This window comes from Amycolatopsis sp. NPDC050768, from assembly GCF_040654155.1.
Classification (GTDB): Bacteria; Actinomycetota; Actinomycetes; order Mycobacteriales; family Pseudonocardiaceae; genus Amycolatopsis.
The window spans coordinates 134,408-159,312 of the sequence record NZ_JBFAHL010000015.1; the positions used below are offsets into that span (position 1 = coordinate 134,408).

A 24,905-nucleotide genomic window follows, 5' to 3' on the forward strand; every position below is an offset into this window, starting at 1 on the left:
ACCCGCGTCGGACAGCACCGTGAGACCACTGTAGTAGCCAAGCGGTCGCGCTTGCGTACCACTACGGCTTGCGGTGGCCTTTCAACACCCGGCCGGCGACCCGTCCGGTCACCATCCAACATCCGGTTGCCCTGCACCTTTACTTCTTCTCGAACGTACGGCCCCGCGTTCGGATTCCGCCCGCACCCCCCTGTCCGCTCAGCGCGAACACATCCGGGAGCTGGCCGTTTCCACCAGGTGGGCACCCGATTGGCGCAACCGCGAAATCTCTGTAAGGTTAGGCACGCCTAATCAGTTCGGCCGGTAAGGAGGCCGCGGTGAACCAGCAGCGGTCTTCCAGGGATGCCAGCGACGTCGGAGACGGCCTCGCCAGTTCGCTCCTGCGGGTCGGGGGGCTGCAGGAGCGCGGTGAGCTGCGGCGAGACGTCCCGACCGGGTGGTTCCACTGCGCTGAGCTGCTCGAACACCCCGAGCTTTTCACCGAATGGCGTGAACGGCTGGAAAAGTGGCTTCTCCACAACCACGGCGCCGCGCCCGAGCGCACGGGCGCGAGTTACGTCATGTCGTGGTACCTGCACGTGCCCGCGTACGTCGGCGCGCTGCTGCTGCACCACGAACGCCGTGTGCCGTCACTCAAACCCGAGCAGCTCGCCTTCGGCCTCGGCGACGACCGTCCGCACCCCGAGGGCATGGCCGTGCTGGGCGACAGCTTCTACTGCCTGCCCACCGACCCCGGCTCCGCTCGCCCGGAAGCGACGGTCGTGGCCGACGAACGCGCGCTGGCCGGCGTGCTGCGCGCCCAGTTCGTGGCGCACGCCACACGCTTCGTGCGTGCGTACGCGCCGAGCAGCCGGCTGGGCCGCCGCATGTTGTGGGCCGCGGCCACCGACGCGCTGGACAACTCGCTGTGGTGGGCCGGCCGTCAGGGCGGGACGCCGGACGCGGAAGGCGCCGGTGTCGCCGACGCCGCGTTGGTGCTGGACGACCGGTACCGCCCGCTGACCTCCGCCTCGACCCTGCGCATGGCCGTGGACGCCGATGGGCACCGCGCCTGGGAACGGCGGCGGGAGAGCTGCTGCTTCTCCTACCTGCTGCCGGGCGAGGCCGAGTGCGAGGAATGCCCGCGCGTCTGCTCGCGATAAGCGCAGGTCACACACGCCTGGCCGGGTTGCGGCCCGAAGCGCCCAGCGCGCGGCTCAGCGCCGGAGCCTCGGCCGGAACCGGTACCTCGGGGCCGTAGACGCCCATCGCCCGTGCCTGCTCGCCCATGGCGACGGCGGACGCCCGCACGGCTTCCGCGGCCTCGTCGGTGCAGTTCAGCGGCGTGCCGGCCGCGCGGGCGAGGTCCCAGCCGTGGATCACGAACTCGCCGAGCACCATGTCGCCGACGACGGCCGCGGGCATCGTGGCCGAGCCGAGCGTCACCAGGCCTTCCCACGCGGCTGCGGGCGCGAAGGCGTCAACGAGATCTTCGGTCTGCTTCCCCAGTGTTGCGAGCCAGTGTTCGCCGACGAGGGCGGCGTCGGCTTCGGTGCCGGACGCCGTGTACGTCTCGCGCCGGCCGGCGGCGGCGAGCCAGGGACCCCAGTAGAGCAGGTGGTTGAGCAGGCCGCGCACGTCGTAGCCGGTGCACGGGGTGGGCGCCGTGAGCGGTTTCGCGGCGGCCGCCACGCGCAGGAACTCGGCCGCGGCCGGGCGCAGCAGGGCTGAGTGGTCGGTCATCCGCGAAGCCAAGCACGGCGGGTGACGGCCGTCTTGAACGTACGCGACGCACTAGCGTGAAGCGCATGCGCCGGATCCCGCGCGGCATCGTCGACGAGCACGTGGCCCGCACGAAGTTCACGCTCGCCCGTCACGCGCCGGCGCCCGCGCTCACCGAGTTCGTCGACTACCACTGGGTGCTGCACTGGGACCTCGACGGCTTCCACGACCAGCACGTGCTGCCCAACATCGCGGTGCACGTGACCTTCTTCCCCGGCGCGTGCGGCGTCTACGGCCCCGGCCACACCCTGTTCACGCACCGGCTCGAGGGCCGCGCACACGGCCTCGGCGTGCGGTTCCGGCCGGGGTGCTTCCGCCCATTCCTCGGCGCGCCCGTGCGGATCCTCACGGACCGATCCGTACCGCTGGAGGACGTCTTCGGCCGCGGCGGCACCGAAGCGGCCGAATCGGCGCGAAATGCGAGTGGCGATCAGGAAATGATCGCTGCAGTCGACAACTTGCTGATCGCAAAGCACTCGGCTCTTCCACCCGCCGCGCGGACGGCCGCCGCGGCGGTGGAAACAATCGCGGGGGATCCGGAAATCACGCGCGTCGATCAACTCGCCGCGAGCGCCGGCTTGTCCGCACGTGCACTTCAGCGGCTGTTCGCGGAACACGTCGGCTGCATGCCCAAGTGGGCGATCCGGATATACCGCCTGAACGACGCCGCGCGCAACCTCGCCGACGCCGACAGTCCCGATTTGACGGACCTCGCCGCCCGGCTCGGCTATAGCGATCAACCTCACTTCACCCGCGATTTCCGGGCGGTGACCGGATCCTCGCCCGGCGAGTTCGCCCGGTCGGCTCGCCGAGCCGTCCCGGTGCAGAACGAGCGTTCTTGAACACTCCGCCGCGGTGAACACAAGCCGCTGAAGTCGCCGAACGCCCCGGGGTCAATCCGACCGGACAGAAACCGGACAAGCAAAACGGCCGCCGGAATCAATCCGGCGGCCGCCTCCTCGTTGTGCCCCTCAGTTCTTCTGGTGGTAGGCCTCCACGACCTCCGACGGGATCCGGCCCCGGTCGGAAACCGCGAAACCGTTCTTGCGCGCCCAGGCGCGAATGGCCTGGTTCTGCTCGCGGTCGACCGTGGCCGGGCGGGCCGAGGCCTTCGCACCAGCGATCGGGCGCAGCGCGGCACGCTTGCGGCCGCCGGCGCGGCGGGCGTGCTCCACGTACTGGGCCAGTGCGTCGCGCAGCTCTTCGGCGTTTTCCGAGGAGAGGTCGATCTGGTAGGTCACACCGTCCAAACCGAACTCGACGGTCTCTTCGGCCTCACTGCCGTCGAGGTCATCGACCAGGGAGACGAGCACCTTCTGTGCCATCTGATTCCTCCTGCGGGGCTTACGCGAATGATCTGGTTACGGGGCGAGCCCCGGGACAGAAGTCTTTGTCACTCACATTAATACCCGCTCATCCCCCGGCGTGCAAATCTCGTTTGAGATAAACCCCGCCGGTTCCTACCGTCGGGTGGGGTTATTCAGGCCGCACGAGGGGGAAGAGGATCGTCTCCCGGATACCGAGACCGGTCAGAGCCATGAGCAGCCGGTCGACTCCCATTCCGACACCGCCGCTCGGCGGCATTCCGTACTCCAGGGCGCGAAGGAAATCCTCGTCGAGACGCATGGCCTCGCTATCACCCTGTGCCGCCAGGAGGGACTGTTCGGTGAGGCGCTCCCGCTCCACGACCGGATCCACCAGCTCGGAGTAACCCGTGGCGAGTTCGAAACCGCGCACGTAGAGGTCCCACTTCTCCGCGACCCCGGCCCGGCTGCGGTGCTGCCTGGTCAGAGGGGATGTCTCGAGCGGAAAATCACGCACAAATGTGGGCGCGGTGAGATCGTCGCCCACGAGGTGTTCCCACAGTTCTTCGACAAGTTTGCCGTGGGTGAGCTTCGGGTCCACCTCGATCTCGCGCGCCTGGGCGATCTTGTGCAACCGCTCGGCGGGAGTCTCGGGTGACACTTCTTCACCCAATGCCTCCGACAGCGACTCGTACATGCCGAGTGTCGTCCATTCGCCGGAAAGGTCGTACTCCGTTCCGTCGACGAGGGTGACGACCTGGGTGCCCAGCACGTTCTCCGCGGCCTCCTGGATGAGTTCGCGGGTCATCACGGCATTCGTGTCGTACGTGGCGTAGGCCTCGTAGTACTCCAGCATCGCGAACTCGGGCGAGTGCGAGGAGTCGCTGCCCTCGTTGCGGAAGTTGCGGTTGATCTCGAAAACCTTCTCGATCCCGCCGACCACGCAGCGCTTGAGGTAGAGCTCCGGCGCGATGCGCAGGTACAGCTCGAGGTCGAACGCATTCGAATGCGTGACGAATGGCCTGGCCGCGGCGCCGCCGTGCAGCGTCTGCAGCATCGGCGTCTCGACCTCGGTGAATCCGCGGCGGTGGAACGACTCGCGCAGCGAACGCACCACGCCGGCGCGAGTGCGCACCACATCGCGGGCCCGATCGCGCAGAATCAAGTCGACATAACGCTGCCGGATTCGCGTTTCCTCGGCGAGGTCGGAGTGCGTGTTGGGCAGCGGCCGCAGAGCCTTCGATGTGAGCTGCCACTTGTCGGCCATCACGGAAAGCTCACCGCGCTTGGAAGTGATCACCTCGCCGGCGACGAATACGTGGTCACCGAGATCGACATCGCTCTTCCACGACGCGAGCGACCCCTCACCGACCTTCGCGAGGCTGAGCATCGCCTGCAGTTCCGTGCCGTCGCCCTCACGAAGAGTGGCGAAACACAGTTTGCCCGTATTGCGCAGAAACATCACCCGGCCGGTGACGCCGACCGTCTGACCAGTGGCGGTGTCGGGTGCGAGATCTGTGTGCGCGGCCCGGATCTCGGCGAGCGAGTGAGTGCGGGGAACCTCAACGGGGTAAGGATCGACACCCTCCGCGATTATCCGGTCGCGCTTGTCCCGGCGCACCCGCATCTGTTCGGGCAGGTCGTCTTCGGGCAGCGCGTCGGGCGCGGGGAATTCGGTCATGGCCCATAGCGTACGAACCCGCTGGTCGGCGACGCCAACCGGATTACCCTTCGAGGCACCGGCGCTGCCTTTTCCCGTATTAGTCTCGGTTCTCGTGACCGATCCCACATATGACCAGGAACTCCACGCCCGCCGCGCCTCGTCGTTCGGCGGCCACGCCGCCGCCTACGCCGAGCACCGGCCCGACTACCCGCAGGCCGCCGTGGAATGGGGGCTCGCCGGCGCCGCGCACGACGCGCGCGACGTGCTCGACCTCGCCGCCGGCACCGGAAAGCTCACGCAGGGGCTGGTCGACCTCGGCCTCACCGTGACCGCGGTCGAGCCCGACGAGGGCATGCTCGCCCAGCTTTCCAAGCTGCTGCCGGACACGACGGCGCTCATGGGCAAGGCCGAGGACATCCCGCTGGCCGACGAGTCCGTCGACGCGGTGTTCATCGGACAGGCGCTGCACTGGTTCGATCTCGAGCCCGCGTTCGCGGAAATCCGCCGCGTGCTGCGCCCGGGAGGGGTCGTCGTGGCGCTGTGGAACCACGACGACGCGACGGTGGAGTGGGTGGTCGAGTTCTCGAGGCTCGTGCGCACGGGCGTGAGCCGCCTGTTCCGCGACGAGAACGAGCGCCTGTCGGCAGCCGGCTTCGAGCCGTTCGAGGACCACGAGTTCCCGCACACGCACCGCCGCACGATCGACTCGCTGCTCGCGACCGTCGGCACGCACTCGAACCTGATCGTCGCCGATCCGGCCGAACGCGACGCGGCGCTGGCGGCCGCGCGCGAACACCTGCTGTCGGTGCCGGAGGCGGGCGCGGGCGAGTTCGACTACCCCCTGGTGACGACGGTGTTCCGCGCCCGCAAGAGCTGACCCACGACGCGAGATCGCGCCGGTTTCTTCCGTCCCGATGTGGTCGGCCCCCCGGGGCCGATCATGTCGGGAGGGAAGGAGCCGGCTCAAAGGCGATCTCGCACGCCCCGGCGGAGCCGGGGCCGAAGACACCGCGTCGTACCCGGTCAGGACAAGACGGCGCAGTGAATTCATCACTGCGAAAGGTTCTGATCATGGCTTGGGTTGTTCTCGTCTTCGCCGGCGTCCTGGAGACCGTCTGGGCGGCCGCGCTGTCGGCCACCAAGGGCTTCACGAAACTGTGGCCGACGGTGGTCTTCCTCGTCGCCCTCATCGCCAGCATGGGTGGTCTCGCGTACGCGCTGCGCAGCATTCCCCTCGGCACCGGTTACGCGGTGTGGGTCGGCATCGGTGCCGTGGGGACCGCCGTCTACGGCATCTTCGCCCTCCACGACCCCGCGACGATCGGCCGCATCGCGTGCCTGGTGCTGATCGTCGCCGGGGTCGTGGGGTTGAAGGTGCTGCACTAGAAAACTGAAATCTCCAACGCGCGGAGGCGCTCGGGGTCGCCGATCACGTCGATGGCCGTGATGCGGTCGCCGTCGAAGGTGAACGTGAGCACGACCTCCAGGCGGCCGCGCGGCGCGAGCACGAGCGCGGGAGAGCCGTCGACCAGCGCCACCTGCGTGCCCCGCGCGCGTTCCGAAGCGAGCAGCGCGCCCTTGCTCACGCTGCGGACACCGCGCAGCACCACGGGCGCCGGAGCTCCCGAAACGGCGGCGTCGGCCTGCAGCACCACGTCGGGGTCGAGCAGCTGCAGCAGCGCCTCGAAGTCGCCGCCGCGCGCGGCCGCCAGATAGGCCTCGACGGCCCGGCGGCTGCGAGTGACGTCGGCAGCCGGCTGCTCGCCCCGGACCCGGCGCCGGGCGCGGCTGGCCAGCTGGCGCACGGCGGCGGGCGTGCGATCGAGCATCACGGCGATGTTCTCGAACGGCACCGCGAACATGTCGTGCAGCACGAACGCGATGCGCTCGGCCGGGCCCAGCGAGTCGAGCACGACCAGCAACGCGAGCCCCACCGAGTCGGCGAGCTGCGCTTCTGCCTCGAGGTCGAAGTCGTCGCCTCGCTCGAAGACCTGGGCGTCGAGCGAGTCCTCACGCCGGCGTTCGCGCGTGCGCAGCTGGTTGAGGCACTGGCGCGAGACGACCGTGGTGAGCCAGGCGGGCAGGCTCTCGATCTCGGCCGAGTCGACGCCGTCGAGCCGCAGCCACGCTTCCTGCACGGCGTCCTCGGCCTCGCTCAGCGAGCCCAGCATGCGGTACGCGACGCCACGCAGCCGCGGGCGGTTCTCCTCGAACTGCTGCGCCAACCAGGCCTTTTCGTCCACGTGTCACATTCCTCCGTCGCGCGGGTTCACCGAAGTAGACACCGACAATCCCGGTCACGTGACCGGAACGGAGGAACCCGATGAGCACGATCCTCGTCACCGGCGGCACCGGCACGCTCGGCACTCTCGTCACCCCGCTGCTGCGGGACGCGAAGCTGCGCGTCCTGAGCCGGCACGCCCACGAACCCGCCGACGGCATCGAGTACTTCGCCTGCGACCTGCTCAGCGGCGAAGGCCTCGAAGCCGCGGTCGACGGCGTGGACGTGGTGCTGCACCTGGCCGGCGGGCCCAAAGGCGACGACGTGGCCACCGCGAACCTGGTGAAAGCCGCCAAGCGCGTGGGGGTGGGCCACTTCGTGCTCATCTCGGTGATCGCCGCGGACCGCGTGCCGCTGGGCTACTTCACGCGCAAGTTCGAGGCGGAGAAGACCGTGATCGCCTCGGGTCTGTCGTGGACGATCTTGCGCGCCGCCCAGTTCCACGGCTTCTGCCTCGACGCCGCGCGCGCCGCCGCGAAACTGCCCCTCGTCCCCGTGCCGGGCGGCATGCGGTTCCAGCCGGTGGACGCCCACGACGTCGCGGCTCGCCTCGCCGAACTGACCCTCGCCGCGCCCGCCGGCCGCGTCCCCGACCTGGCGGGCCCGAAGGTCTACGCCATGCGCGAGCTCGTCGAGGATTACTTGCGGGCCAACGGAAAGCGCCGCCCCAAGCTGCCTGTCCGCCTGCCGGGCAAGGCCGGCCGCGCCTACCGCGCGGGCGACAACCTCAACCTCGACGCGGAAACCGGCACCCGCTCGTGGGAGGAATTCCTGGCGAAGATCTAGCGCACGTTGCGTTCATAAACCAACCGCAAGCCCAGCAACGTCAAATCGGGGACGTGTTCCTTGATCGTCTCCGATTCGCCGATCACCAACGGCGCGAGGCCGCCGGTCGCGATCACCGCGACCGGCTCGGTTTCCTCGCTGCGCAGCTCACGCACGATGCGTTTGACGAGGCCGTCGACCTGGCCCGCGAAGCCGTAGAGGATGCCGGACTGCAGACATTCCACGGTGTTCTTGCCGATGACCGACCGCGGCGGCACGAGCTCCACCTTGCGCAACGCGGCGGCGCGGGCGGCGAGCGCGTCCACGGAGATGTCGATGCCGGGGGCGAACGCGCCGCCGAGGAACTCGCCCTTGGCGGAGATGGCGTCGACGTTCGTGGACGTGCCGAAGTCGACCACCACGCACGCGGTGGCGTGCAGGTGGTGGGCGGCGAGGGTGTTCACGAGCCGGTCGGCGCCCACCTCCTTGGGGTTGTCCACCAGCAGCGGCACGCCCGTGCGCACGCCGGGCTCCACCACGATCTTCGGCAGCCGCGAGTAGTAACGCCCCAGCATCACCCGCAATTCGCGCAGCACGGCGGGCACTGTGGACAGTGCGCTGATGCCGGTGATCGCGTCAGCGTTCGGGCCGAGCAAGCCGCGCATGGTGAGCGCGAGCTCGTCGGCGGTCATGCGCGCGTCGGTGCGCATGCGCCAGTCGCCGACGAGCCGCTGCCCCTCGTACAGGCCGAGGACGATGTTGGTGTTGCCGACGTCGACGGTGAGCAGCAACGCGGACTTCCTTTACTGCGGCCCCGGTCTCGCCGCCGACTCAGTGGATCACAGCAATGACTTAGCTTTCCGCGTGCAGCAACGCGTCGAGGCGGCGCGCGTCCGCGGTTTCGGCCACGGGAAAGGCGATCGTGTCCTCCTCGGGCAGCGTGACGGTGCCGCTCAGCAGCCCCGACCCTTCCGGCGCGTGGGCCGGGTCGGTTCCGCGTTCGACGATCTGGTTGTCCTCGTCGACGAAGATCACCCGCGGCTCATAGTTCAGCGCCTCCACGCTGTCCATCTGGCCGTAGGAGATGAGGATGACAAGGTCACCGGGGTGCACCAGGTGCGCCGCGGCGCCGTTGATGCCGAGCACGCCGCTGCCCCGCTCGCCCTTGATCACGTAGGTCTCGAGCCGGGCCCCGTTCGTGACGTCCACAATGGACACCTGTTCGCCCGGCAGGAGGTCGGCGGCCTCCATCAGGTCCTCGTCTACGGTCACGGACCCCACGTAGTGCAGATCCGCCTGCGTCACGGTGGCCCGGTGGATCTTCGACTTCAGCATCGTGCGGTACATCGTGGACTCTCCCTATTCCCCTGCGTCCAGATCCACACTCGGATGGTCCACAGCCCGTCCGAGCAGCACTCCCACGTTGTCGATCAGCCGGGTGCTCCCCACCCGGGCGGCGATCAACAACCGTGCCTCACCGTCGACGGGCGCCGGCCCGAGATCGGTTCCCCTCAGCTCCAGGTAGTCCACCTCCACCTGCGGACGCTCGGCGAGCGTCCGGCGAGCCAGGTCCAGCACCGCTTCGGCCCCGTCGCGGCCGACGTGCGCCCCCGCGGTCAGCGCCGCGGAAAGCACCACGGCGTCCTCCCGCTGCTCCGGCGTGAGGTACGCGTTGCGAGAAGACAGTGCGAGCCCGTCGCGCTCGCGGACCGTCGGCACCCCGATCACGCGGGTGTCGATGTTCAGGTCGGCCACCATCTTCTTGATCAGCACCAGCTGCTGGTAGTCCTTCTCCCCGAAGAACGCGTAGTCCGGGCGCAGCAGGTTGAACAGCTTCGCGACGACGGTGAGCACCCCGGTGAAGTGCCCGGGCCGCACGGCGCCTTCCAGCTCGTCGCCGAGCGGGCCGGGGTGCACGGTGACCATGGCGTTCTCGGTGTACAGGTCGCTCGCCTTCGGCGTGAAGGCCAGCTCGACGCCGGCTTCGCCCAGCGTCGCGAGGTCCTCCTCCATGCGCCGCGGGTACGCCTCGAAATCCTCGCCCGCGCCGAACTGCAGCGGGTTCACGAAGATCGACGCGGCCACGATTGTGTTCGGCAGGCGCTTCGCGCGGCGCATCAGCTCGCGGTGGCCGGCGTGCAACGCGCCCATCGTGGGCACGAGCGCCACCTTGTGGCCGACGCTGCGCAGCGCGCGCGTCACCTGGCTGATGTGCTCGGGCGGCTGGTACGCGTTGAGCGTGGCGCGCTTGAACTTCGGTGTGGTCACGGGGTCTGCCCTTCGGCGGGGTCGTCGAGGAGGTCGGTCAGCTCGGCGGCGGTCGCCGCGTCGAGCAGGCCGGCGGCGCGGGACCGCTCGGCCGTGCGCCGGGCCAGTGCCCGGTAGGCCGGGGCGATCGCCGGCGCCGAGTCCGAGAGCACGGTGAGGTGCTTGCGGACGGTGCCGAGATCACCACGCGCCACCGGGCCGGTAAGGGCGCGGTCGCCGTGGCGCAGCACATTATCCAATGCGGCCGACAGCAGTGGTGCGACGAGTCGTTCCGAATGCCCGATTCCGGCTTCACGGAGCATCTCCGTGCAGTCGGCGACGAGCGTCATCAGGTGGTTGGCGCCGTGCGAGAGCGCGGCGTGGTAGAGCGCGCGGGCGGCCTCGGGGATGCGCACCGGCTCGGTGCCCATCTCCACAGCCAGCGCCTCGCCGACGTTCCAGGCCACCTCGTCGTCGGGCGCCGCGGTGACGCCGATGCTGGCGGTGCTGAGGCGTTCGAGGTCCTCGGCGCGGCCGGTGAACGTGAGCACGGGGTGCAGCGCGAGCGCCAGCGCGCCGGCCTGCGCGGCGGGCTTCAGGACGTCGACTCCGTGGGCACCGGAGGTGTGGACGACGATCTGGCCCGGCCGCAGCGACTCCGTCGCCACGAGCCCCCGGACCATGCCCTCGAGGGCGTCGTCGGGCAACGCGAGCAGCACCAGGTCGGCGCGGCGGACGACCTCGTCGGGCGGCAGCAGAGGGACGTCGGGCAGCAGGCGTTCGGCCCGCGCCAGCGACTCGGCCGACAGGCCGGAGGCGGCGACCACCGTGTGCCCGGCCCTGGCCAGTGCGGCGCCGAGGACGCTGCCCACCCGGCCGGCCGAGACCACGCCCACCGCGAGGCGGGCCGGTCGGTTCATGGCGTGCGCCTGTGGACGCTCATGGCTCGAAACTCCTTGGCTCGTTCCAGTCCCGCTCTTCCGTCGCGGGTACCAGACGACGGCGCGAGAGTAGCCCCGTCGCGTCCGGATGGCGGAGCTCTGGTGACGAGCTTCACCCGGTCGTTCAATCGCGGAGGTAATTTAATCGCGCCTCGGGGATCTGCGTGGCGGAGGGCTGCCGCACCCCCGCTGAGCACGGGTTTTTCGGCTCGATCGAGCTACCCCACGAGGGGGATGACGATCATCGCGGCTCGCCCGCGGTGGCGAGGCGCACGGCGTCGGCCCGCGCAGTTTTGAGGGTGCGCAGCAGCTCTTCCTGACGCTGCTGGTCCTCTTCACTGCGGATGCTGTTGCGCCCCAGGAACGCGAGCTCCGAAACGCTCGCCTGGTACACCCCGACCGCCCGCGCCGCCGCTCTGCCGGACTCGCGTCTGGCCTGTCTGCGCCACGCGCGGCGCCCCGGGAGACTCGCCAGCAGGCTGACCTCGGACTTCGCGATCCACCGGTCGGCCACCATCTTCGGCAACGCGGCCGCCACGATGCGTTGCTCGCGCCGCCGTTGCAGCACGATCACGTAGACCACGCCGATGAACAGCGGCACCATGATCAGGAAGTACACGGTGAGGAACGCCTTCGAGCCGCCGAGCGTGGCCGCGCTGTTCCACAGCGCGTGGAGGCAGACGCCCGCGAGGTACCCGGTCAGCGGCGCGACGACCCGCAGCCACCGCTGCCGCGTGCGTGCCGCCACCCCGAAACCGATGCCCGCCATCACAGCGAACAACGGGTGCGTGAACGGCGACAGCACCCCGCGCAGGAAGAACGCGGCGAGCACGCCGGCGTTGGCGCCGTTGCCGAAGCCGTACTCGGCGAACGCGCGGCCGAAGTAGTAGATGTTCTCGGTGAACGCGAAGCCGGCCGCCGAGAAGCCCGCGTAGACGATCCCGTCGACCACCCCGTCGAACTCCGCGCTGCGGCGCCAGAAGATGAGCAGCACGAAGGCGTCCTTCGCCGCTTCTTCCACCAGCGGAGCGGAGACGAGCGCGCTCACCTTGGAGCCGTTGCCACTGCCGAGCAGGATGTCGCCCACGGCCTCGGCGCCGCTGTTGATGACCAGCGCGGTGATCGTCGCGATGCACGCGCCCCACGCGAAAGCCAGCAACAGCAACTTCGCGGGCTCCGGCTCCCACCGGTCCACCCACAGGAACCCCGCGACCACCACCGCGACCGGCACGAGCGCCGCCAGCACCCCGATGGACACCGCCCCCACGCCGACGCGCGCCGTGGCCAGCCCGAACAGGAACAGGCCACACAACGCCACGACGATCAACCCGACCACGGGCAACAACACCGTGACCCGACGCGGAAGGCGAGCACCGGGTCTCGCCGCTGAGCCCTTCGTGGTGGGGAGGGTTCCGTTCACGAGCGGTCACCATACGGGGGTGAGGTGTGTGGTGCTGGCTGTGGCTCTTCGCGGCCGCGGTTTTTCCTGGGTGGGCAACGGCTGTGCGGGTGTCGCCGCTCATCTCGCGGCGGCCGGATGTTTCCGGCCGACGGGGCCACGAGCACCGAATCCGGCTCGGCCCGCACCCGCGTTCACCGGCTCCGGCCACGGCTGCTGCGAGCGGCTCCCCGGGTTCGAAGCCACTGCGCGGCCGAGGTTTGGCTTCTCGCGCCGCGACGAATCCGGCTCGAACCGACGACCGCGCTCTCCGGTTCCGGCCACAGCCGCCGCGCTTCCCGGCGCTGCGCGACCGAGGTTTCGTCAGCAAAGACTGCGCGGCGGCGTGAGGCCTGCGGAAGGCTGGTACACAGCGAAAAGCCCCGGCCCAATCATGCTGAGCCGGGGCTTTCCGGGACGTTCAGTCCTCTGCGCGACGACGACGCCGCGGCGCTGATTCCGCAGCGCCATTGGCGGCCAGGAGTTCCGTGACCGACCGGCCCGCCGTGTGGGAGCCACTCGCGGGAGCGGCGTCGGCGGCGCGGCGGCCGCGGGAGGGGGTGTCCTCCGGGGCCTCCACGGGGGGCAGGTTGCGGCGGCTCTGCGAAGCCCGCTCGTTGACCACGCCTTCCCACGCGGGGCGCTCGCCGTCCGGGCGACGGCGACGGCCGCTGCCGGGCGTTTCGGCCGGCTCGTCGTCGGAGCGGCGGCGGCGACCGCCGGAGATCTTGGCGGCGCTGCTGCGGACCGACTCCGGCAAGGTCGGGTTGACCGGCTCCTCGGGTTCGTCGCCCGAGTTCGAGTGAGCCCCGTGCCTCGTCGACGGCGCGGAGTCGGCCAGGGGCGACAGGTCCGCACGCGAGAACTGCTCCAGGCGCGAAGGCTTGCGCTGGCCCGGTTCCGCGTGCGACGGCTCCGGAGTTTCCGCCACGGGCGGGAGGTCGGTGCGTGAAGCGGTGGCTTCGCGGGGATTCGGCGGGGTGTCGCCGGAGGGGCGACGGCGCTCGCCGAAGTCGGCGGACGCGTCCCACGCCGGCTTCCACGTGCCCGTGGACTCGCCGGTCGGCTGGTCCTGGCGGCTCACGCGGGGCAGGTCGGGCCGGGACACCTCGGCGTGCGAGACCGGGGGTTCGACACGTCGCAGGTCCGGTCGCGACGCCTCGGCGCGCGACACCGGCGGCTCGACGCGACGCAAGTCCGGCCGCGACACCTCAGCGCGCGACACGGGCGGCTCCACCTGGCGCATGCCCGGGCGCGAAACCTCGGCCCGCGGCACCTGGCGCGTTTCCTCGAGCGACTCGGGCTTCGAGACCGGCGCGACGGTGCGCGTCGGCTGCGACTCGGCCGCGGCCGCCTGGCGACGCGCGGCTTCGGCGCGCAGCTCGGCGGCCTTCACGGCGCGCGCGGCGGCCGACTCGGGCTCGGGTTGGGACGACGGCTGCGGAGCCGGCTTCGGCCGGTTCTGCTTCGGCCGCGCGAGCTGCTGCGTGCGCTGGGTGTTCAGCGCAGCGGGCGGTTTGCCGTTCGGCCCCTGGCCCTGACCGGGACCGTGCTGACCCGGCTGGCCCGAGCCGTTGGCGGGCTTGCGCCGCCGGTCGGTGCCAGGGGTGTCGAGCACGCGGTCCATCAGCTCGGTGGGCCGGTCGTTGCTGACCTCGACCACAGGGTTCTTCGGCGCCATCAGCTGCGCGGGCTTCTTGCCGTTGCCGTTCTTCGACTCCGAGCCTGCCGACACGAGCCGCTGGTCGTCGTTGAGCGAGCGCATGCGCGTGGCCTGCGCGGTGAGCGCGACGCGTTCCAGCAGCACCTCGCCACCGAACAGCGACTGCAGGCTCTCGCGCAGCGCCGACACTTCGGCGCGCAACGCATCGAGCTCTTCGCGCGACTTGACCTCCGCGGTCTCCCTCGTCTCGGCTTCGATCTCCAGCTCGTACTCACGCCGAGCCGCGATCTCGCGTTCCAGTTCCAGTTCGTATACCGCCTGCGCCTCGGCGACCGCGTCCTCGCTGTGCGCCGCGTGCTTGCGATACCTCACGGCGAGGAAGGCGCCGATCAAGGCGGCCCAAAGGGCTGCGACGATTCCCAACCGGAGGAACCGGAGGTCGTCGCTGAGCACCAGTGCGAGAGTGGCTCCGATGGCGAGGACGAATCCGACGACGAGCCACGGCCTACCCAGAAGGCGGCCGCGCGAGTCGTCACCCACGCCGGTCATGACAGACACCGTACCTTCTAGTGACCCGAACGAGACCTAGTCGGTACTTCGAGCGGCAGGATCTGGTCGTTAACCGGTCGTCGGACGGTTGTCCTGGCGCTCGTCGCCGGGAGGGGTCCGGCAGGAGTGCTCGAGCCACAAAGCCGCAGCTACGAGCATCGCGGAGCACACCGCACCGACCACCGCGGCACGGGTGTCGAAGACGCTGGCGACGAGTTCGTCACGTCGGGGAAAAACATACGCGAACGCCGCCAGCCAACCCCCTGTCATGAAGGATCCGGCCAACGAAGACGCCTTCGCGAGCGCTACTGAGCGTGCGATGCCGATCGAGGCCGTCACCCGTCCGGCCTTGATTCTCGACCTGATCGTGTAGGCCATGATCGCCTCGATCACAGCGAGTACTGCGAACGTGACTCCTGCCAGCGTCGGGAGTCGGGGCAGATCACCGTAGGCGAGCTGAAAGACGACGTAGACCAGGACAAGGCCGAGGACCGCGGCCACCACCAGCTCACGGGGCCGGGTGAAGTGCATGTGGTCTACCGTACCGAGAAGCCTTGACCCTCCAGTGACTGGAGACTCCACCATGCGTCGTGTGGGTGCCACCGCGGTCTTCACGATCGGCGAGCTGTCCCGGCGGACGGGACTGCCGGTCAAGACCATCCGCTTCTACTCCGACGAGGGCCTGCTCCCGCCCACGGAGCGCACCGACGCCGGCTACCGGCTGTACGACGCGCACGCGCTCGCACGGCTGGAGCTGGTGCGGACGCTGCGTGAGCTGGGGCTCGGCCTCGCCGACGTCGCTCGCGCCCTCGAGCGCGAGTCGTCGGTGCGCGAATTGGCCGTGCGCCACGTCGAGGCCCTCGACGAGCAGATCCGCAGGCTCCGGCTGCGCCGGGCCGTGCTGCGGGCGGTGGCGAAACGCGATTCCGAACTGGAGGAAGTGAAGCTGATGAACCGCCTCGCACAGATGTCCGACGAAGAGCGCAAGCGTCTCGTCGACGAGTTCTGGGCCGAGATGACCGAGGGCCTCGCCGTGGACCCCGAGTTCTACGACCGCATGGGCGCGGCCAAGCCCGAGCTGCCGGACGACCCGTCGCCCGAGCAGCTGGAGGCCTGGCTGGAGTTCGCCGAGCTCGTGCAGGACCCGGAGTTCCGGCGCCTGATCCGCGGCATGAGCGAGCGCCACGCGGCCGACCGCGACGCCGGTGCGTCGACCGAGGTCACGCAAGCCCAGCGCGACAACTGGTTCGCCTGGTCCGCGGACGCCCGCGCCGCCCTCGACGCGGGTCTGGGCGCGGACTCACCGGAGGGCCGCGCCTTGGCCACAACCATCGCCGTCGCCTCGGCCGGCCCGGACGACGACCCGGCGGACCCCGCGTTCCGCCGCGCCCTGGCCGACAAGTTCGCCTCCGGCGGCGATCCCCGGGCCGAGCGTTACTGGCAGCTACTGGCGATCATCAACGGCTGGCCGCCGATCCCGAGCGCCCAGCCCGAGGTCGGCTTCATGCTGGCGACGCTGCGTAGCTGAGTGCGTACCTGAGTGAGTGCGTTACCGCCGAATCGGTGAACGGCGGGCGAACGGCGCCGAGTCACCGAAGCCGCAGGTCCGGCCGAAGGACGACACCCGCTTTGTCGTCCTCCGGCCGAGCCCGCAAGAGATCCGCGACGGGACCGTGGAGCGGCAACACCGCATCCGGCTCGATTTCCAACCACGGGATCAGCACGCTCGCGCGGTCCGGCGTACCCGGGTGCGGCAGGAGCAGGCGCGGGTCGTCGGACTTCACGGCGTCGACGGTCACCACGTCGACGTCGAGGGTCCGCGGGCCCCAGCGCAGCTCGCGGACGCGGCCGGCCGCCTGTTCCGCGGCCTGGGCCGTGGCGAGCCAGGCCCAGTGGTCGTGCGCGGGGTCGTCGACGACGCACACGGCGTTGAGGAAGTCGGGCTGGTCTTCGACGCCCCACGGCTTCGTCTCGTACACGCTCGACACGGACACCAGCGCCGGCCCGACGGTGTCCAGCGCGATGCGCAGGTAGGCCAGCCGGTCGCCGAGGTTGGAGCCGAGCGAGAGGACGGCGCGGCTCACCGCTCGCGCCGGACGGTGACCGCGACGTCGTCGAACGTCAGCGGGATCGGCGCCGCCGGCTTGTGCACCGTGACCTCGACGGCGCTCAGCCGCGAGTCGCGCATGACCTCGTCGGCGATCTTGCCCGCGACGCTCTCGATGAGGTCGTACGGCTCGCCCGCCACGATCCCGGCGGCCAACTCGGCGAGCTCGCCGTAGTGCAGCGTCTTGGTCAGGTCGTCGGACGCGGCGGCCGGCCCGAGGTCCAGCCACGCGGTGACGTCGACGACGAACTCCTGCCCGTCGCGCTTCTCGTGCTCGAACACGCCGTGGCGGCCGAACACCCGCAGCCCCGTCAACGTGATGCGATCAGCCATCGGCCCGCCCCTTCCGCCACGCGGCCGCGACGGCGACCGCGTCGAGCGACGCGCCCACCTCGTGCACGCGCACTCCCCACGCCCCGGCCGCGGCGACCAGGGCGGAAATCGCGGCGGTGGCGTTCTCGCGCCCGTCCGGCGGCCGCGGCTCACCGTCCTTTTCGGCCAGCAGCCGCCCGAGGAACCGTTTGCGCGAAGCCCCGACGAGCACCGGGAAACCCAGTGACAGTACTGAATCCAGGCCGTGCAGCAGCGCCCAGTCGTGCTCGGCGTGCTTCGCGAACCCGAGCCCCGGGTCGAGCACGATCGCGCTTTCGTCGACGCCGGCGGCGAGCGCATCGTCCACTCTGGACTGAAGCTCGCTGCGCACCTCGGCCACGACGTCGGTGTACGTCGCGAGCTTGGTCATGTCCTTGCTGTGCCCCCGCCAGTGCATCAGCACCCACGGCACGCGGCACTGCGCGGCGACGCGTCCCATGTTCGCGTCGGCGAGCCCGCCGGACACGTCGTTGATCACCCGCGCCCCCGCCTCGACGGCCGCCTCCGCGACGGAAGCACGCGTCGTGTCCACGGACAGCGCGACACCTTCGGACGCCAGCTGCCGGATCACCGGCAGCACCCGCGCGGCCTCGGTCTCCGCGTCCACGCGCAACGCCCCCGGCCGCGTCGACTCGCCACCGACGTCGATCAGGTCCGCGCCGCGCGCCCACATGTCGCGCGCGTGCTCGAGCGCCTGGTCGAGGTCGAGGTAGCGGCCGCCGTCGGAGAACGAATCGGGCGTCACATTCAGCACGCCCATCACGGCGCACCGCCCGGGCCGGGGCAGGCCCGAGATCACGGGCGCCGCCCCTTGATCAGCTCGATCGCCTCCGCGCGCGACGTCGCCGACGTCCGCATCAGCCCCCGCACCGCCGACGTCACCGTCAGCGAACCCGGCTTGCGGATGCCGCGCATCGACATGCAGAGGTGCTCGGCCTCCATCACCACGATGACGCCGCGCGGCTCCAGCTTGCGATCCAGCGCGTCGGCGACCTGCGACGTCAGCCGTTCCTGGACCTGCGGCCGCTTCGCGTAGAGATCGACGAGCCGGGCGAGCTTGGACAGCCCGGTGACCTTGCCGTTGGCGTTCGGGATGTACCCGACGTGGGCGACGCCGTGGAACGGCAGCAGGTGGTGTTCACAGTTCGAGTACATCGGGATGTCAGTGACGAGCACGAGCTCCTCGTGCGCTTCATCGAACGTCTTCGCGAGCACTTCGTCTGGATCGGTGTACAGCCCGCCGAACATCTCGCGGTACGCGCGGGCCACGCGGGCCGGCGTGTCACGCAGGCCGTCGCGGTCGGGGTTCTCGCCGCAGGCCAGCAGGAGTTCCCGGACAGCACGCTCCGCCCGGTCCTGGTCGAAGACCGGGACCGGGCGGAGGCCGTCGTTGCTAGTGCTTGTCTGGTCCGTCCACGTCACGCCGCTGCTGCCCCTCGTCCGGCTGCTGGCCGTTCGCGCCGTCGGCGAACCAGCCCTGCTCACGCGGACGGTCTTCGGCTGGGCGCCAAGGCTGGCTGCCCGGGGATGTCGCCGGGGTCCAGCCCGGAGGCGCCCCGTAGTTGGGCGGACCGCTCTGCGTACCGCTCGGGCCACCCGGGTAGTAGCCGCCTGCCGGACCGCCCGGCTGCTGACCACCATACGACTGGGGCCAGCGACCCGTGCCGTTCGGCCCACCGTTCGGACGGCCGCCGTTGGGCGGCGGAGCGTACGGGTTGGCGTTCGGGTCGGGCGGCGTCGGCGGTGCGTACGGCGGCCCACCGGGGAGGTCACCCGCGCCCGCGGCGGTGCCGACAGGCGTCGGCTCCGGCTGCAGGACCGGCTTCTCCTTCTCCGGCGGGGGCCACGGCTCGCCGCGCTCCATCGCCAGCTCGCCCGGGGTCTTGATGGGCGGCTTGTCCGACGGGGTGCGCTCACCGAACTCGTTGAAGACGGTGATGTGCGGGCGCTTCTCGACGGTCGCGAAGATCCGCTCGAGGTCCTTGCGCTGCAGCGTCTCCTTCTCGAGCAGCTCCAGCACCAGGTTGTCGAGCACGTCGCGGTAGGTGTTGAGCACGTGCCACGCCTCGGTGTGCGCGGTCTCGATGAGCTTGCGCACCTCCTCGTCGATCTCGTGCGCCACTTCGAGCGAGTAGTCGGCCTGCCGGCCCGCGGAGCGGCCCAGGAACGGGTCGCCCTGCTCCTGGCCGTACTTCACGGCGCCGAGCCGCGCGCTCATGCCGTACTCGGTGACCATGGAGCGGGCGATCTTCGTGGCCTGCTCGATGTCGGAGGAGGCACCGGTGGTGGGCTCGTGGAACACGAGCTCCTCCGCCGTGCGGCCACCCATCGCGAACACCAGGCGGCCGATCATCTCCGACCGGGTCATCAGCTGCTTGTCGTCCTCCGGCACGAGCAGGGCGTGGCCGCCGGTGCGCCCGCGCGGGAGGATCGTGAGCTTGTACACGGGCTCGATGTCCGGCATCGCCCACGCGGCGAGCGCGTGCCCGCCCTCGTGGTAGGCCGTGATCTTCTTCTCCTTCTCGGAGATGATCCGGCTCTTGCGCGCCGGCCCGCCGACCACACGGTCGACCGACTCTTCGAGCTCGACTTCGCCGATCACGTGCCCGTTCTTGCGGGCGGTGAGCAACGCGGCTTCGTTCAGCACGTTGGCCAGGTCCGCACCCGACATGCCGACGGTGCGCTTGGCGAGGCCGGTCAGATCCACGCCCTGCGCGATCGGCTTGCCCTTGGAGTGCACATCGAGGATCGCCTTGCGGCCGCGCAGGTCCGGCGCCGACACGGGGATCTGGCGGTCGAACCGGCCCGGGCGCAGCAGCGCCGGGTCGAGGATGTCGGGCCGGTTGGTGGCCGCGATCAGGATGATGCCGCCGCGGGCGTCGAAGCCGTCCATCTCGACGAGGAGCTGGTTCAGCGTCTGCTCGCGCTCGTCGTGCCCGCCGCCGAGGCCGGCACCGCGCTGACGGCCCACCGCGTCGATCTCGTCGACGAAGATGATGCACGGCGCGTTCTGCTTGGCCTGCTCGAACAGGTCGCGGACACGGGACGCGCCCACACCGACGAACATCTCGACGAAGTCGGAACCGGAGATCGTGTAGAACGGCACGCCCGCTTCACCGGCGACGGCTCGCGCGAGCAGCGTCTTACCGGTACCGGGCGGCCCGTAGAGCAGCACGCCCTTGGGGATCTTCGCTCCGAGTGCCTGGTAGCGCGCCGGGTTCTGCAGGAAGTCCTTGATCTCGTACAGCTCTTCGACGGCTTCGTCCGCGCCCGCCACGTCACCGAACGTGGTCTTCGGCATGTCCTTGTTCAGCTGCTTGGCCTTGGACTTGCCGAAGTTGAGGACGCGATTGCCGCCGCCCTGCGCGTTGTTCATCATCCACATGAGCAGGCCCAGCACGAGGGCCAGCGGGATGGCGAAGATGAGGATCTGCGTCAGGATGCTCTGCTGCGTCACCTTGGTGTCGAACTTGATCGGCTGCTTGTCGAGCGTCGCGGAGTTGAGCTCGTTGTAGATCTCCTGAGCCGCGTTCGCCGGGTACTGCGCGACGATCTGGTCAGTCTGGGTGCCGTTGACGTCGATCTTCTGAGTCAAGGACAGCTTGACCTGCTGTTCCTTGTCCTCGATGCTGGCTTCCTTGACGTGGTGCGCATTGATCTGTGCGTTCGCCACGGAGATCGGAGCCTGGGTGTAGCCACGATCGCTGTCGAAGATCGTGTTGTAGGCGAACAACGCCAGCAACCCTGCGACGATCCACAGCAGTGGGTTCCTGAGCACGCTCTTCCGGTTCATACGACTCGGCCCTTGCGGCCTCGACCCTCCCTGGTTGGGCGGCTCCTGTGATACCCGCCATCACGATCTTGACAACCCGTGGTGCCCGGGCCAGTCCCACCAGGGTACCGCCCGTCCGGACGATCGACCCTTGTGAGCCTCACGCAGGTCAACGGGCGATACAGCACGAGGGTTCCCGGATGGTGCCGGTTCGCGTCACCCTAGCGTGTGTCGGCGGCCACTGAAGCCACCATCTCACCGAGTCGCGTGCGCAGCGTCATCGGGTCCGCGGGCGCCACCGTCACCCATTCGCGGCCGTCGGATCCCGCTCGCGACAGGCTGAGGTAACGGCCCGTGGCGGTGTCGAACCAGCCCAGCACGCGGGACCGCTGCCGGGCTCCGAGCTGGGTACGGCTGTTCGCGGCCAGCTGACCGCCGCGCAGCCGCGGCTGGCCGGAGATGAGCGCGTACGTCTCGCGCGGGTCGACCGTCGCGCGCTCGCTCAGCGACTGGCGCTTCGCCCGTCGCCCCGTCTCCTCCGCCGCGCCGAGGCCGCCGGCCGCGACGGGCACGCGGATCGGGCGTGTGTGCAACGCCTCGTCCAGCGGGAGTGTGACGGATGCCTCGCTGCCGCGGCGGCCACCGGGCAGCAGGTCGACGATCGTGGAGACCAGGCCGTCGGCGGGGGTCTCGCGCAGCCAGATGCCGTCGGCGTCCTGGATGGCCACCACGCCGGCGGCCCGCCCGTCACCCGCGGCGAGCAGCGCGACGGGGTGGGCCTGGAACTCGGGGATGTGCAGCGCGTCGAGCGTGATCGGCGCGCGGGCGAGCAGGTTCAGCCACTCGTCCACGGGCGGTTCGAGGCGGCCTCGGGCGTCACGGACGCCCCGTGCCTTGAGCTCGACGTCGACCCGGTGCCGCAGCGAAACGCGTTCGTCTTCCGTGGCACCGTGCGAGCGCACGCGCAGCGGGTAGGGCAGCTCGCCGAGTCCCGCGGACTCCCAGAGGAAGTCGAACGCCAACGGCGAGAAGAACTCTTGGTGCATGCGGTGGTGCTCACCCTCCAGGATCGATCTCTTGCTCAGCGTAGCGCGAGCGTGCCCCGGGCAGGAACGGCCTGAAGTGCTGAACTACCAGCAGCTCCTCAGAACGCCGCCGCGCTTTCCTGCCCCGCCGCGCCGGCCACCATCTCGCCGAGGCGGTGCCGCAGGGTCGCGGCGTCGGCCGGCGCGATGGTGATCCAGTCGCGGCCGTCGCGACCGCGGGTGGCCTGCGTGAAGTAGCGGCCGGTCTCGGTGTCGAACCAGCTGAGCACCGGCGACCGGCTGCGCCCGCCGAGGCGGTTGCGCGCGTTGGCGCCGATCTGCCCGCCGCGCAGCCGGGGCTGGGCGTGCAGGCGGGCCAGTGCCTTGCGGTCCTCGTCCACGCTCGCGCGGCCCGAGGCGTCGACCTGGTTGCCACGGCGCTGCATGAAGTCGACGCCGGAGCTGCCCACGAGCTGCTCCAGCGGCACCGTGATCGACTTCTCCGTGCCGCGCGGGGCGCCCGGCAGGAGCGAGACGATGGCGGTGGCCAAGCCGTCGGCCGGGCACGGCTGCAGGTGCAAGCCGCGCTGGTCCTGCACGGCCAGCAGGCCCTGCTCGCCGACGAGGCCGGCGACGGCCAGCAGCGGTTCGGCGTTGGGATCGAGCAGCTGCACCGTGTCGAGGCTCGTGTCGGGCGCGGCGAGGATGCCGAAGTACTCCTCGACGTGCGGCGCGGGCCGGCCGCGGCCGTCGGCGAGATCCCGCTGGACCAGGCCACCGAGCGTGCGCGCTCGCAGTGCGTCGCGCTCATCGACGGTGGCGCCGTGCGAACGGATCCGCAGCGGGTAGGGCAGCTCACCCAGCGCGGCCGACTCCCACAGGAAGTCCACCTCGAGCGGGGTGAGCAGCTCCGCGTTCGGCATCGACCAAACCCCCAAACCCCGTGTCACACCTTGTGTTCAGGACGTTGTGTTCAAGACATTTTCGGTGGTGCTGCGCCGTGTTCCAAACAGCCGTGTTCGAGACAAACGCGGGCGCGCGGCCGGAAAGGCCACGCGCCCGCGGGAAGTGCGTCAGTTGTCGTCGTCGTCCGACCAGGCACCGATCACCGGCGGAGGCGTGGCCTCGTTGGCGCCGAAGGCGTCGTCCGGGTCCGGCTCGATGAGGAAGGACGCGTGGGTGTGCTCCTGGTCCTCCTGGCCCTGGCCGCCGTGGGCACCCATGCCGCCGCCCATGCCGCCACCCATGGGGTTCATGCCCGGCGGGTTCTGGCCACCGATCGTGCCGCCGGCCGAGACCACGCCCTGCTGCTGCGCGGGCGCGGCGCCCTGGGCACTCTGGTGCTCGGCGGCCGCCGACGTGCTCTCCTCGTTCTTGCGCGCGCCACTGCGCGAGCCCTGCCCGAGCTTGCCGCCCGCGAAGCCGGCACCGCCGCCCAGCGCGCTCAGGCCGAGTGCCGAAGCGGCACCGCCACCGCCACCGCCACCGGCGGACACGGCCGGTGTGGCAGGAGCCGGGGCCGGAGCGGGCGCGGCACCCGCGCCGGCTCCCGCCGACGCGGCCATGCCGCCGTCGAAGCCGGACGTGCCGTAGGTGCCCGAGTTGCCGGTGACCAGAGGGCCACCCGCACCGGACGCCCCTGCGGCCGCGCCGCTGCCGGAGTGGCCCGTGTAGCCCGTGCCACCGCCGACGGCGTAGCTGCCGGCACCGAGGGTACCGGCGCCGACCGGCGCCGCGATCGTGCCGACGTTGCCGAAGTCGTTGCCGTTGAAGTGCGAGGGCGTGGGCTTCATGCCGAGCGAGTCAGGGCCGAAGCTCGGGGTCGTGTTGTCGACCTCTTTCATCGACTGCGTGTAGGCGTTGAAGAACGCGACCTGCTGGGCCTTGACGTCGTTGGCGGCGTCGGCCTGGGCCTTCTGGTCGGCGGCCAGCGCGGCGGGACCGCCGGCCAGCGCCGCGGACATGGCCTGCTTCGGGTCGTAGTCGAGCGGCGCCGGCATCTTCTTGACTTCGGCGGCGGCCGCGGCCTGCTTCGCGAGGCGGTCGGCCATCGTGTGTGCGGCGTCGGAGGCCTGCGTGCCCGAGTTGGCGATGGACACGAGCGCGCCCTGCGCACCCGCGGCACCGTCGCCGACCCACGCGTTGCCGAGCTCGGCAACCGCGTTGAACAGGTCGTCGGACGCCGTCTTCAGCTCGGTGCCGTGCTTGGTCCAGTGCTGCCCGGTGGCCTCGGCCGTGCCCGGGTCGTTGTCGGTGATCGCGCCGTTGTAGAGCTGGTGGCTCTCCTGCGCGTTCCAGTTGGGCGGGTTGGCGATCGCGCGGTCGCCGCCCATCTCGAACCCGCCGGCGCGACCGCGCGCGGAGTCGACGATGTTCTGCGAGACCGAGTTGTCGCCGAGTTGCACCGCGGACCCGCTGGCGGGCACGTTCTGCGCCGGCGGCTGCTGGCCGTAGCTGCTGTCTTGGTTTCCAGCCATGACTTCGTGATCCCCCTCGTCAGGCCTTGCGGAACGGGTCGGCCGCGGACTGGTCGAACTCGTGGTAGCGCGCCATCGCCGTGAGGATGCCCTGCTCCGCCGCCTCGTACTGGCTCAGCAGGTTCTGCAGGGCCGAGGAGTAGGAGTCGCCACCGCCGTCGGCGCGCTGGACGAACTTCTCGGCCATCGCCTGGCCGACGGGGTTGGCGCCGAGCTTCGGCGGCTGCGCCAGCGAGCCCGCGCTGTTGAGCAGGGCTTCGACCGCGTCCTTGCCCGTGCGGATCTTGTTGAGCGCGGTCTGTGCGGCGTCCGGGTCGATGCCGACCTGGCCGTTGACAGCGGCGCTCTTGAACGCGTTGGCATCGGCCAAGCTGCTGTTGCCCATTGCCCTCTCTCCGTTCCCCCGCGCGAGCTCCCCGCTCGCTTGGCATAGGTCTTCGCATAGGTTAACGCACCAGGTCTGCACCTATGACGCGATCGGCGAACCCCAGGTTCCCCGCCGTGTGTGATCGCCGCAACACCGCCGGCGCGTTACCACCT

At 70.5% G+C, this 24,905-nt stretch carries 26 protein-coding genes; 6 read left to right on the forward strand and 20 right to left on the reverse strand.

From position 1 onward, the window contains the following. The first annotated feature begins 317 nt into the window (after positions 1-317). A complete protein-coding gene (locus AB0H62_RS35960; protein ID WP_360591044.1) occupies positions 318-1,142 on the forward strand; it encodes a (2Fe-2S)-binding protein in 825 nt (274 codons plus the stop codon). A gap of 7 nt (positions 1,143-1,149) precedes the next feature. Here the strand turns inward: AB0H62_RS35960 and AB0H62_RS35965 are convergent, their stop codons facing one another. Then, on the reverse strand, positions 1,150-1,722 hold the full coding sequence (locus AB0H62_RS35965; RefSeq protein ID WP_360591046.1) for a TIGR03086 family metal-binding protein: 573 nt from the start codon (positions 1,720-1,722) through the stop codon (positions 1,150-1,152). A gap of 65 nt (positions 1,723-1,787) precedes the next feature. Here AB0H62_RS35965 and AB0H62_RS35970 point away from each other — a divergent pair, with 65 nt between their 5' ends. After that, positions 1,788-2,603 (forward strand): helix-turn-helix domain-containing protein, encoded by an 816-nt coding sequence (locus AB0H62_RS35970; protein ID WP_360591048.1) that lies wholly within the window; start codon positions 1,788-1,790, stop codon positions 2,601-2,603. Between the two features lie 129 nt (positions 2,604-2,732). Here the strand turns inward: AB0H62_RS35970 and AB0H62_RS35975 are convergent, their stop codons facing one another. Then, positions 2,733-3,086, reverse strand: a complete 354-nt coding sequence (locus AB0H62_RS35975) for an Lsr2 family protein (RefSeq protein WP_220244795.1) — start codon at positions 3,084-3,086, stop codon at positions 2,733-2,735. 151 nt (positions 3,087-3,237) lie between these two features. Then, positions 3,238-4,746, reverse strand: coding sequence for a lysine--tRNA ligase (gene lysS, locus AB0H62_RS35980; RefSeq protein ID WP_220244796.1), 1,509 nt, complete (start codon positions 4,744-4,746; stop codon positions 3,238-3,240). 94 nt (positions 4,747-4,840) lie between these two features. On the opposite strand from lysS, the gene AB0H62_RS35985 reads away from it, so the two are divergent. After that, entirely contained in the window at positions 4,841-5,605 is a 765-nt protein-coding gene (locus tag AB0H62_RS35985) for a class I SAM-dependent methyltransferase (RefSeq protein ID WP_255638514.1), read from the forward strand. A 194-nt stretch (positions 5,606-5,799) separates the two neighbouring features. After that, entirely contained in the window at positions 5,800-6,114 is a 315-nt protein-coding gene (locus tag AB0H62_RS35990) for an SMR family transporter (RefSeq protein ID WP_220244798.1), read from the forward strand. Here AB0H62_RS35990 and AB0H62_RS35995 read toward each other — a convergent pair. Further along, a complete protein-coding gene (locus AB0H62_RS35995) occupies positions 6,111-6,971 on the reverse strand; it encodes a sigma-70 family RNA polymerase sigma factor (protein ID WP_360591051.1) in 861 nt (286 codons plus the stop codon). The two genes, AB0H62_RS35990 and AB0H62_RS35995, sit on opposite strands and share 4 nt — an antisense overlap. A gap of 80 nt (positions 6,972-7,051) precedes the next feature. Between AB0H62_RS35995 and AB0H62_RS36000 the strand changes: the two genes are divergently transcribed. Next, positions 7,052-7,795, forward strand: a complete 744-nt coding sequence (locus tag AB0H62_RS36000; RefSeq protein ID WP_360591053.1) for an NAD(P)H-binding protein — start codon at positions 7,052-7,054, stop codon at positions 7,793-7,795. On the opposite strand, the gene AB0H62_RS36005 is transcribed toward AB0H62_RS36000, so the two are convergent. The 7 genes from AB0H62_RS36005 to AB0H62_RS36035 form a co-directional block, all read right to left on the reverse strand. Next, the gene (locus tag AB0H62_RS36005) at positions 7,792-8,565 is read right to left on the reverse strand and encodes a type III pantothenate kinase (protein ID WP_220244801.1); all 774 of its coding nucleotides are present in this window, start codon (positions 8,563-8,565) and stop codon (positions 7,792-7,794) included. The genes AB0H62_RS36000 and AB0H62_RS36005 overlap by 4 nt on opposite strands. A 61-nt stretch (positions 8,566-8,626) precedes the next feature. Beyond that, positions 8,627-9,121 carry an aspartate 1-decarboxylase gene (gene panD / locus AB0H62_RS36010; protein WP_220244802.1) on the reverse strand — a complete coding sequence of 165 codons (495 nt, stop codon included), beginning with the start codon at positions 9,119-9,121 and terminating at the stop codon, positions 8,627-8,629. Positions 9,122-9,133: 12 nt separating this feature from the next. Beyond that, positions 9,134-10,042, reverse strand: coding sequence for a pantoate--beta-alanine ligase (panC, locus tag AB0H62_RS36015; protein WP_220244803.1), 909 nt, complete (start codon positions 10,040-10,042; stop codon positions 9,134-9,136). Beyond that, on the reverse strand, positions 10,039-10,941 hold the full coding sequence (locus AB0H62_RS36020) for a DUF2520 domain-containing protein (RefSeq protein WP_220244804.1): 903 nt from the start codon (positions 10,939-10,941) through the stop codon (positions 10,039-10,041). The genes panC and AB0H62_RS36020 overlap by 4 nt, the downstream gene beginning before the upstream one ends. Before the next feature lie 262 nt (positions 10,942-11,203). Then, complete coding sequence (locus AB0H62_RS36025) at positions 11,204-12,310, reverse strand: PrsW family intramembrane metalloprotease (RefSeq protein ID WP_220247206.1); 1,107 nt, start codon at positions 12,308-12,310, stop codon at positions 11,204-11,206. Between the two features lie 511 nt (positions 12,311-12,821). Beyond that, the gene (locus AB0H62_RS36030; protein ID WP_220244805.1) at positions 12,822-14,612 is read right to left on the reverse strand and encodes a DUF6779 domain-containing protein; all 1,791 of its coding nucleotides are present in this window, start codon (positions 14,610-14,612) and stop codon (positions 12,822-12,824) included. Positions 14,613-14,681: 69 nt separating this feature from the next. Beyond that, entirely contained in the window at positions 14,682-15,143 is a 462-nt protein-coding gene (locus AB0H62_RS36035; RefSeq protein WP_220244806.1) for a DUF3180 domain-containing protein, read from the reverse strand. 61 nt (positions 15,144-15,204) lie between these two features. Between AB0H62_RS36035 and AB0H62_RS36040 the strand changes: the two genes are divergently transcribed. Further along, positions 15,205-16,140, forward strand: coding sequence for a MerR family transcriptional regulator (locus tag AB0H62_RS36040; RefSeq protein WP_360591057.1), 936 nt, complete (start codon positions 15,205-15,207; stop codon positions 16,138-16,140). 61 nt (positions 16,141-16,201) lie between these two features. Here the strand turns inward: AB0H62_RS36040 and folK are convergent, their stop codons facing one another. From folK to AB0H62_RS36085, 9 genes are all read right to left on the reverse strand, one after another. Beyond that, positions 16,202-16,696, reverse strand: a complete 495-nt coding sequence (folK, locus tag AB0H62_RS36045) for a 2-amino-4-hydroxy-6-hydroxymethyldihydropteridine diphosphokinase (protein WP_360591059.1) — start codon at positions 16,694-16,696, stop codon at positions 16,202-16,204. After that, on the reverse strand, positions 16,693-17,052 hold the full coding sequence (folB, locus tag AB0H62_RS36050; RefSeq protein WP_220244809.1) for a dihydroneopterin aldolase: 360 nt from the start codon (positions 17,050-17,052) through the stop codon (positions 16,693-16,695). Before folB ends, folK begins: the two co-directional genes overlap by 4 nt. Continuing rightward, positions 17,045-17,851, reverse strand: coding sequence for a dihydropteroate synthase (folP, locus tag AB0H62_RS36055; RefSeq protein WP_360591061.1), 807 nt, complete (start codon positions 17,849-17,851; stop codon positions 17,045-17,047). The genes folB and folP overlap by 8 nt, the downstream gene beginning before the upstream one ends. 35 nt (positions 17,852-17,886) lie before the next feature. Continuing rightward, positions 17,887-18,513, reverse strand: coding sequence for a GTP cyclohydrolase I FolE (gene folE / locus AB0H62_RS36060; protein WP_220244810.1), 627 nt, complete (start codon positions 18,511-18,513; stop codon positions 17,887-17,889). Next, entirely contained in the window at positions 18,485-20,884 is a 2,400-nt protein-coding gene (gene ftsH, locus AB0H62_RS36065; RefSeq protein WP_220244811.1) for an ATP-dependent zinc metalloprotease FtsH, read from the reverse strand. Before ftsH ends, folE begins: the two co-directional genes overlap by 29 nt. A 200-nt stretch (positions 20,885-21,084) precedes the next feature. Then, positions 21,085-21,909, reverse strand: a complete 825-nt coding sequence (locus AB0H62_RS36070) for an ESX secretion-associated protein EspG (RefSeq protein ID WP_360591064.1) — start codon at positions 21,907-21,909, stop codon at positions 21,085-21,087. A gap of 98 nt (positions 21,910-22,007) precedes the next feature. Continuing rightward, positions 22,008-22,811 (reverse strand): ESX secretion-associated protein EspG, encoded by an 804-nt coding sequence (locus AB0H62_RS36075; protein WP_360591066.1) that lies wholly within the window; start codon positions 22,809-22,811, stop codon positions 22,008-22,010. 150 nt (positions 22,812-22,961) lie between these two features. Next, positions 22,962-24,365 (reverse strand): hypothetical protein, encoded by a 1,404-nt coding sequence (locus tag AB0H62_RS36080; RefSeq protein WP_360591068.1) that lies wholly within the window; start codon positions 24,363-24,365, stop codon positions 22,962-22,964. 19 nt (positions 24,366-24,384) lie between these two features. Beyond that, positions 24,385-24,750: a hypothetical protein gene (locus AB0H62_RS36085; RefSeq protein WP_220244814.1), complete on the reverse strand. Its 366-nt coding sequence runs from the start codon at positions 24,748-24,750 to the stop codon at positions 24,385-24,387. Positions 24,751-24,905: the final 155 nt, after the last annotated feature.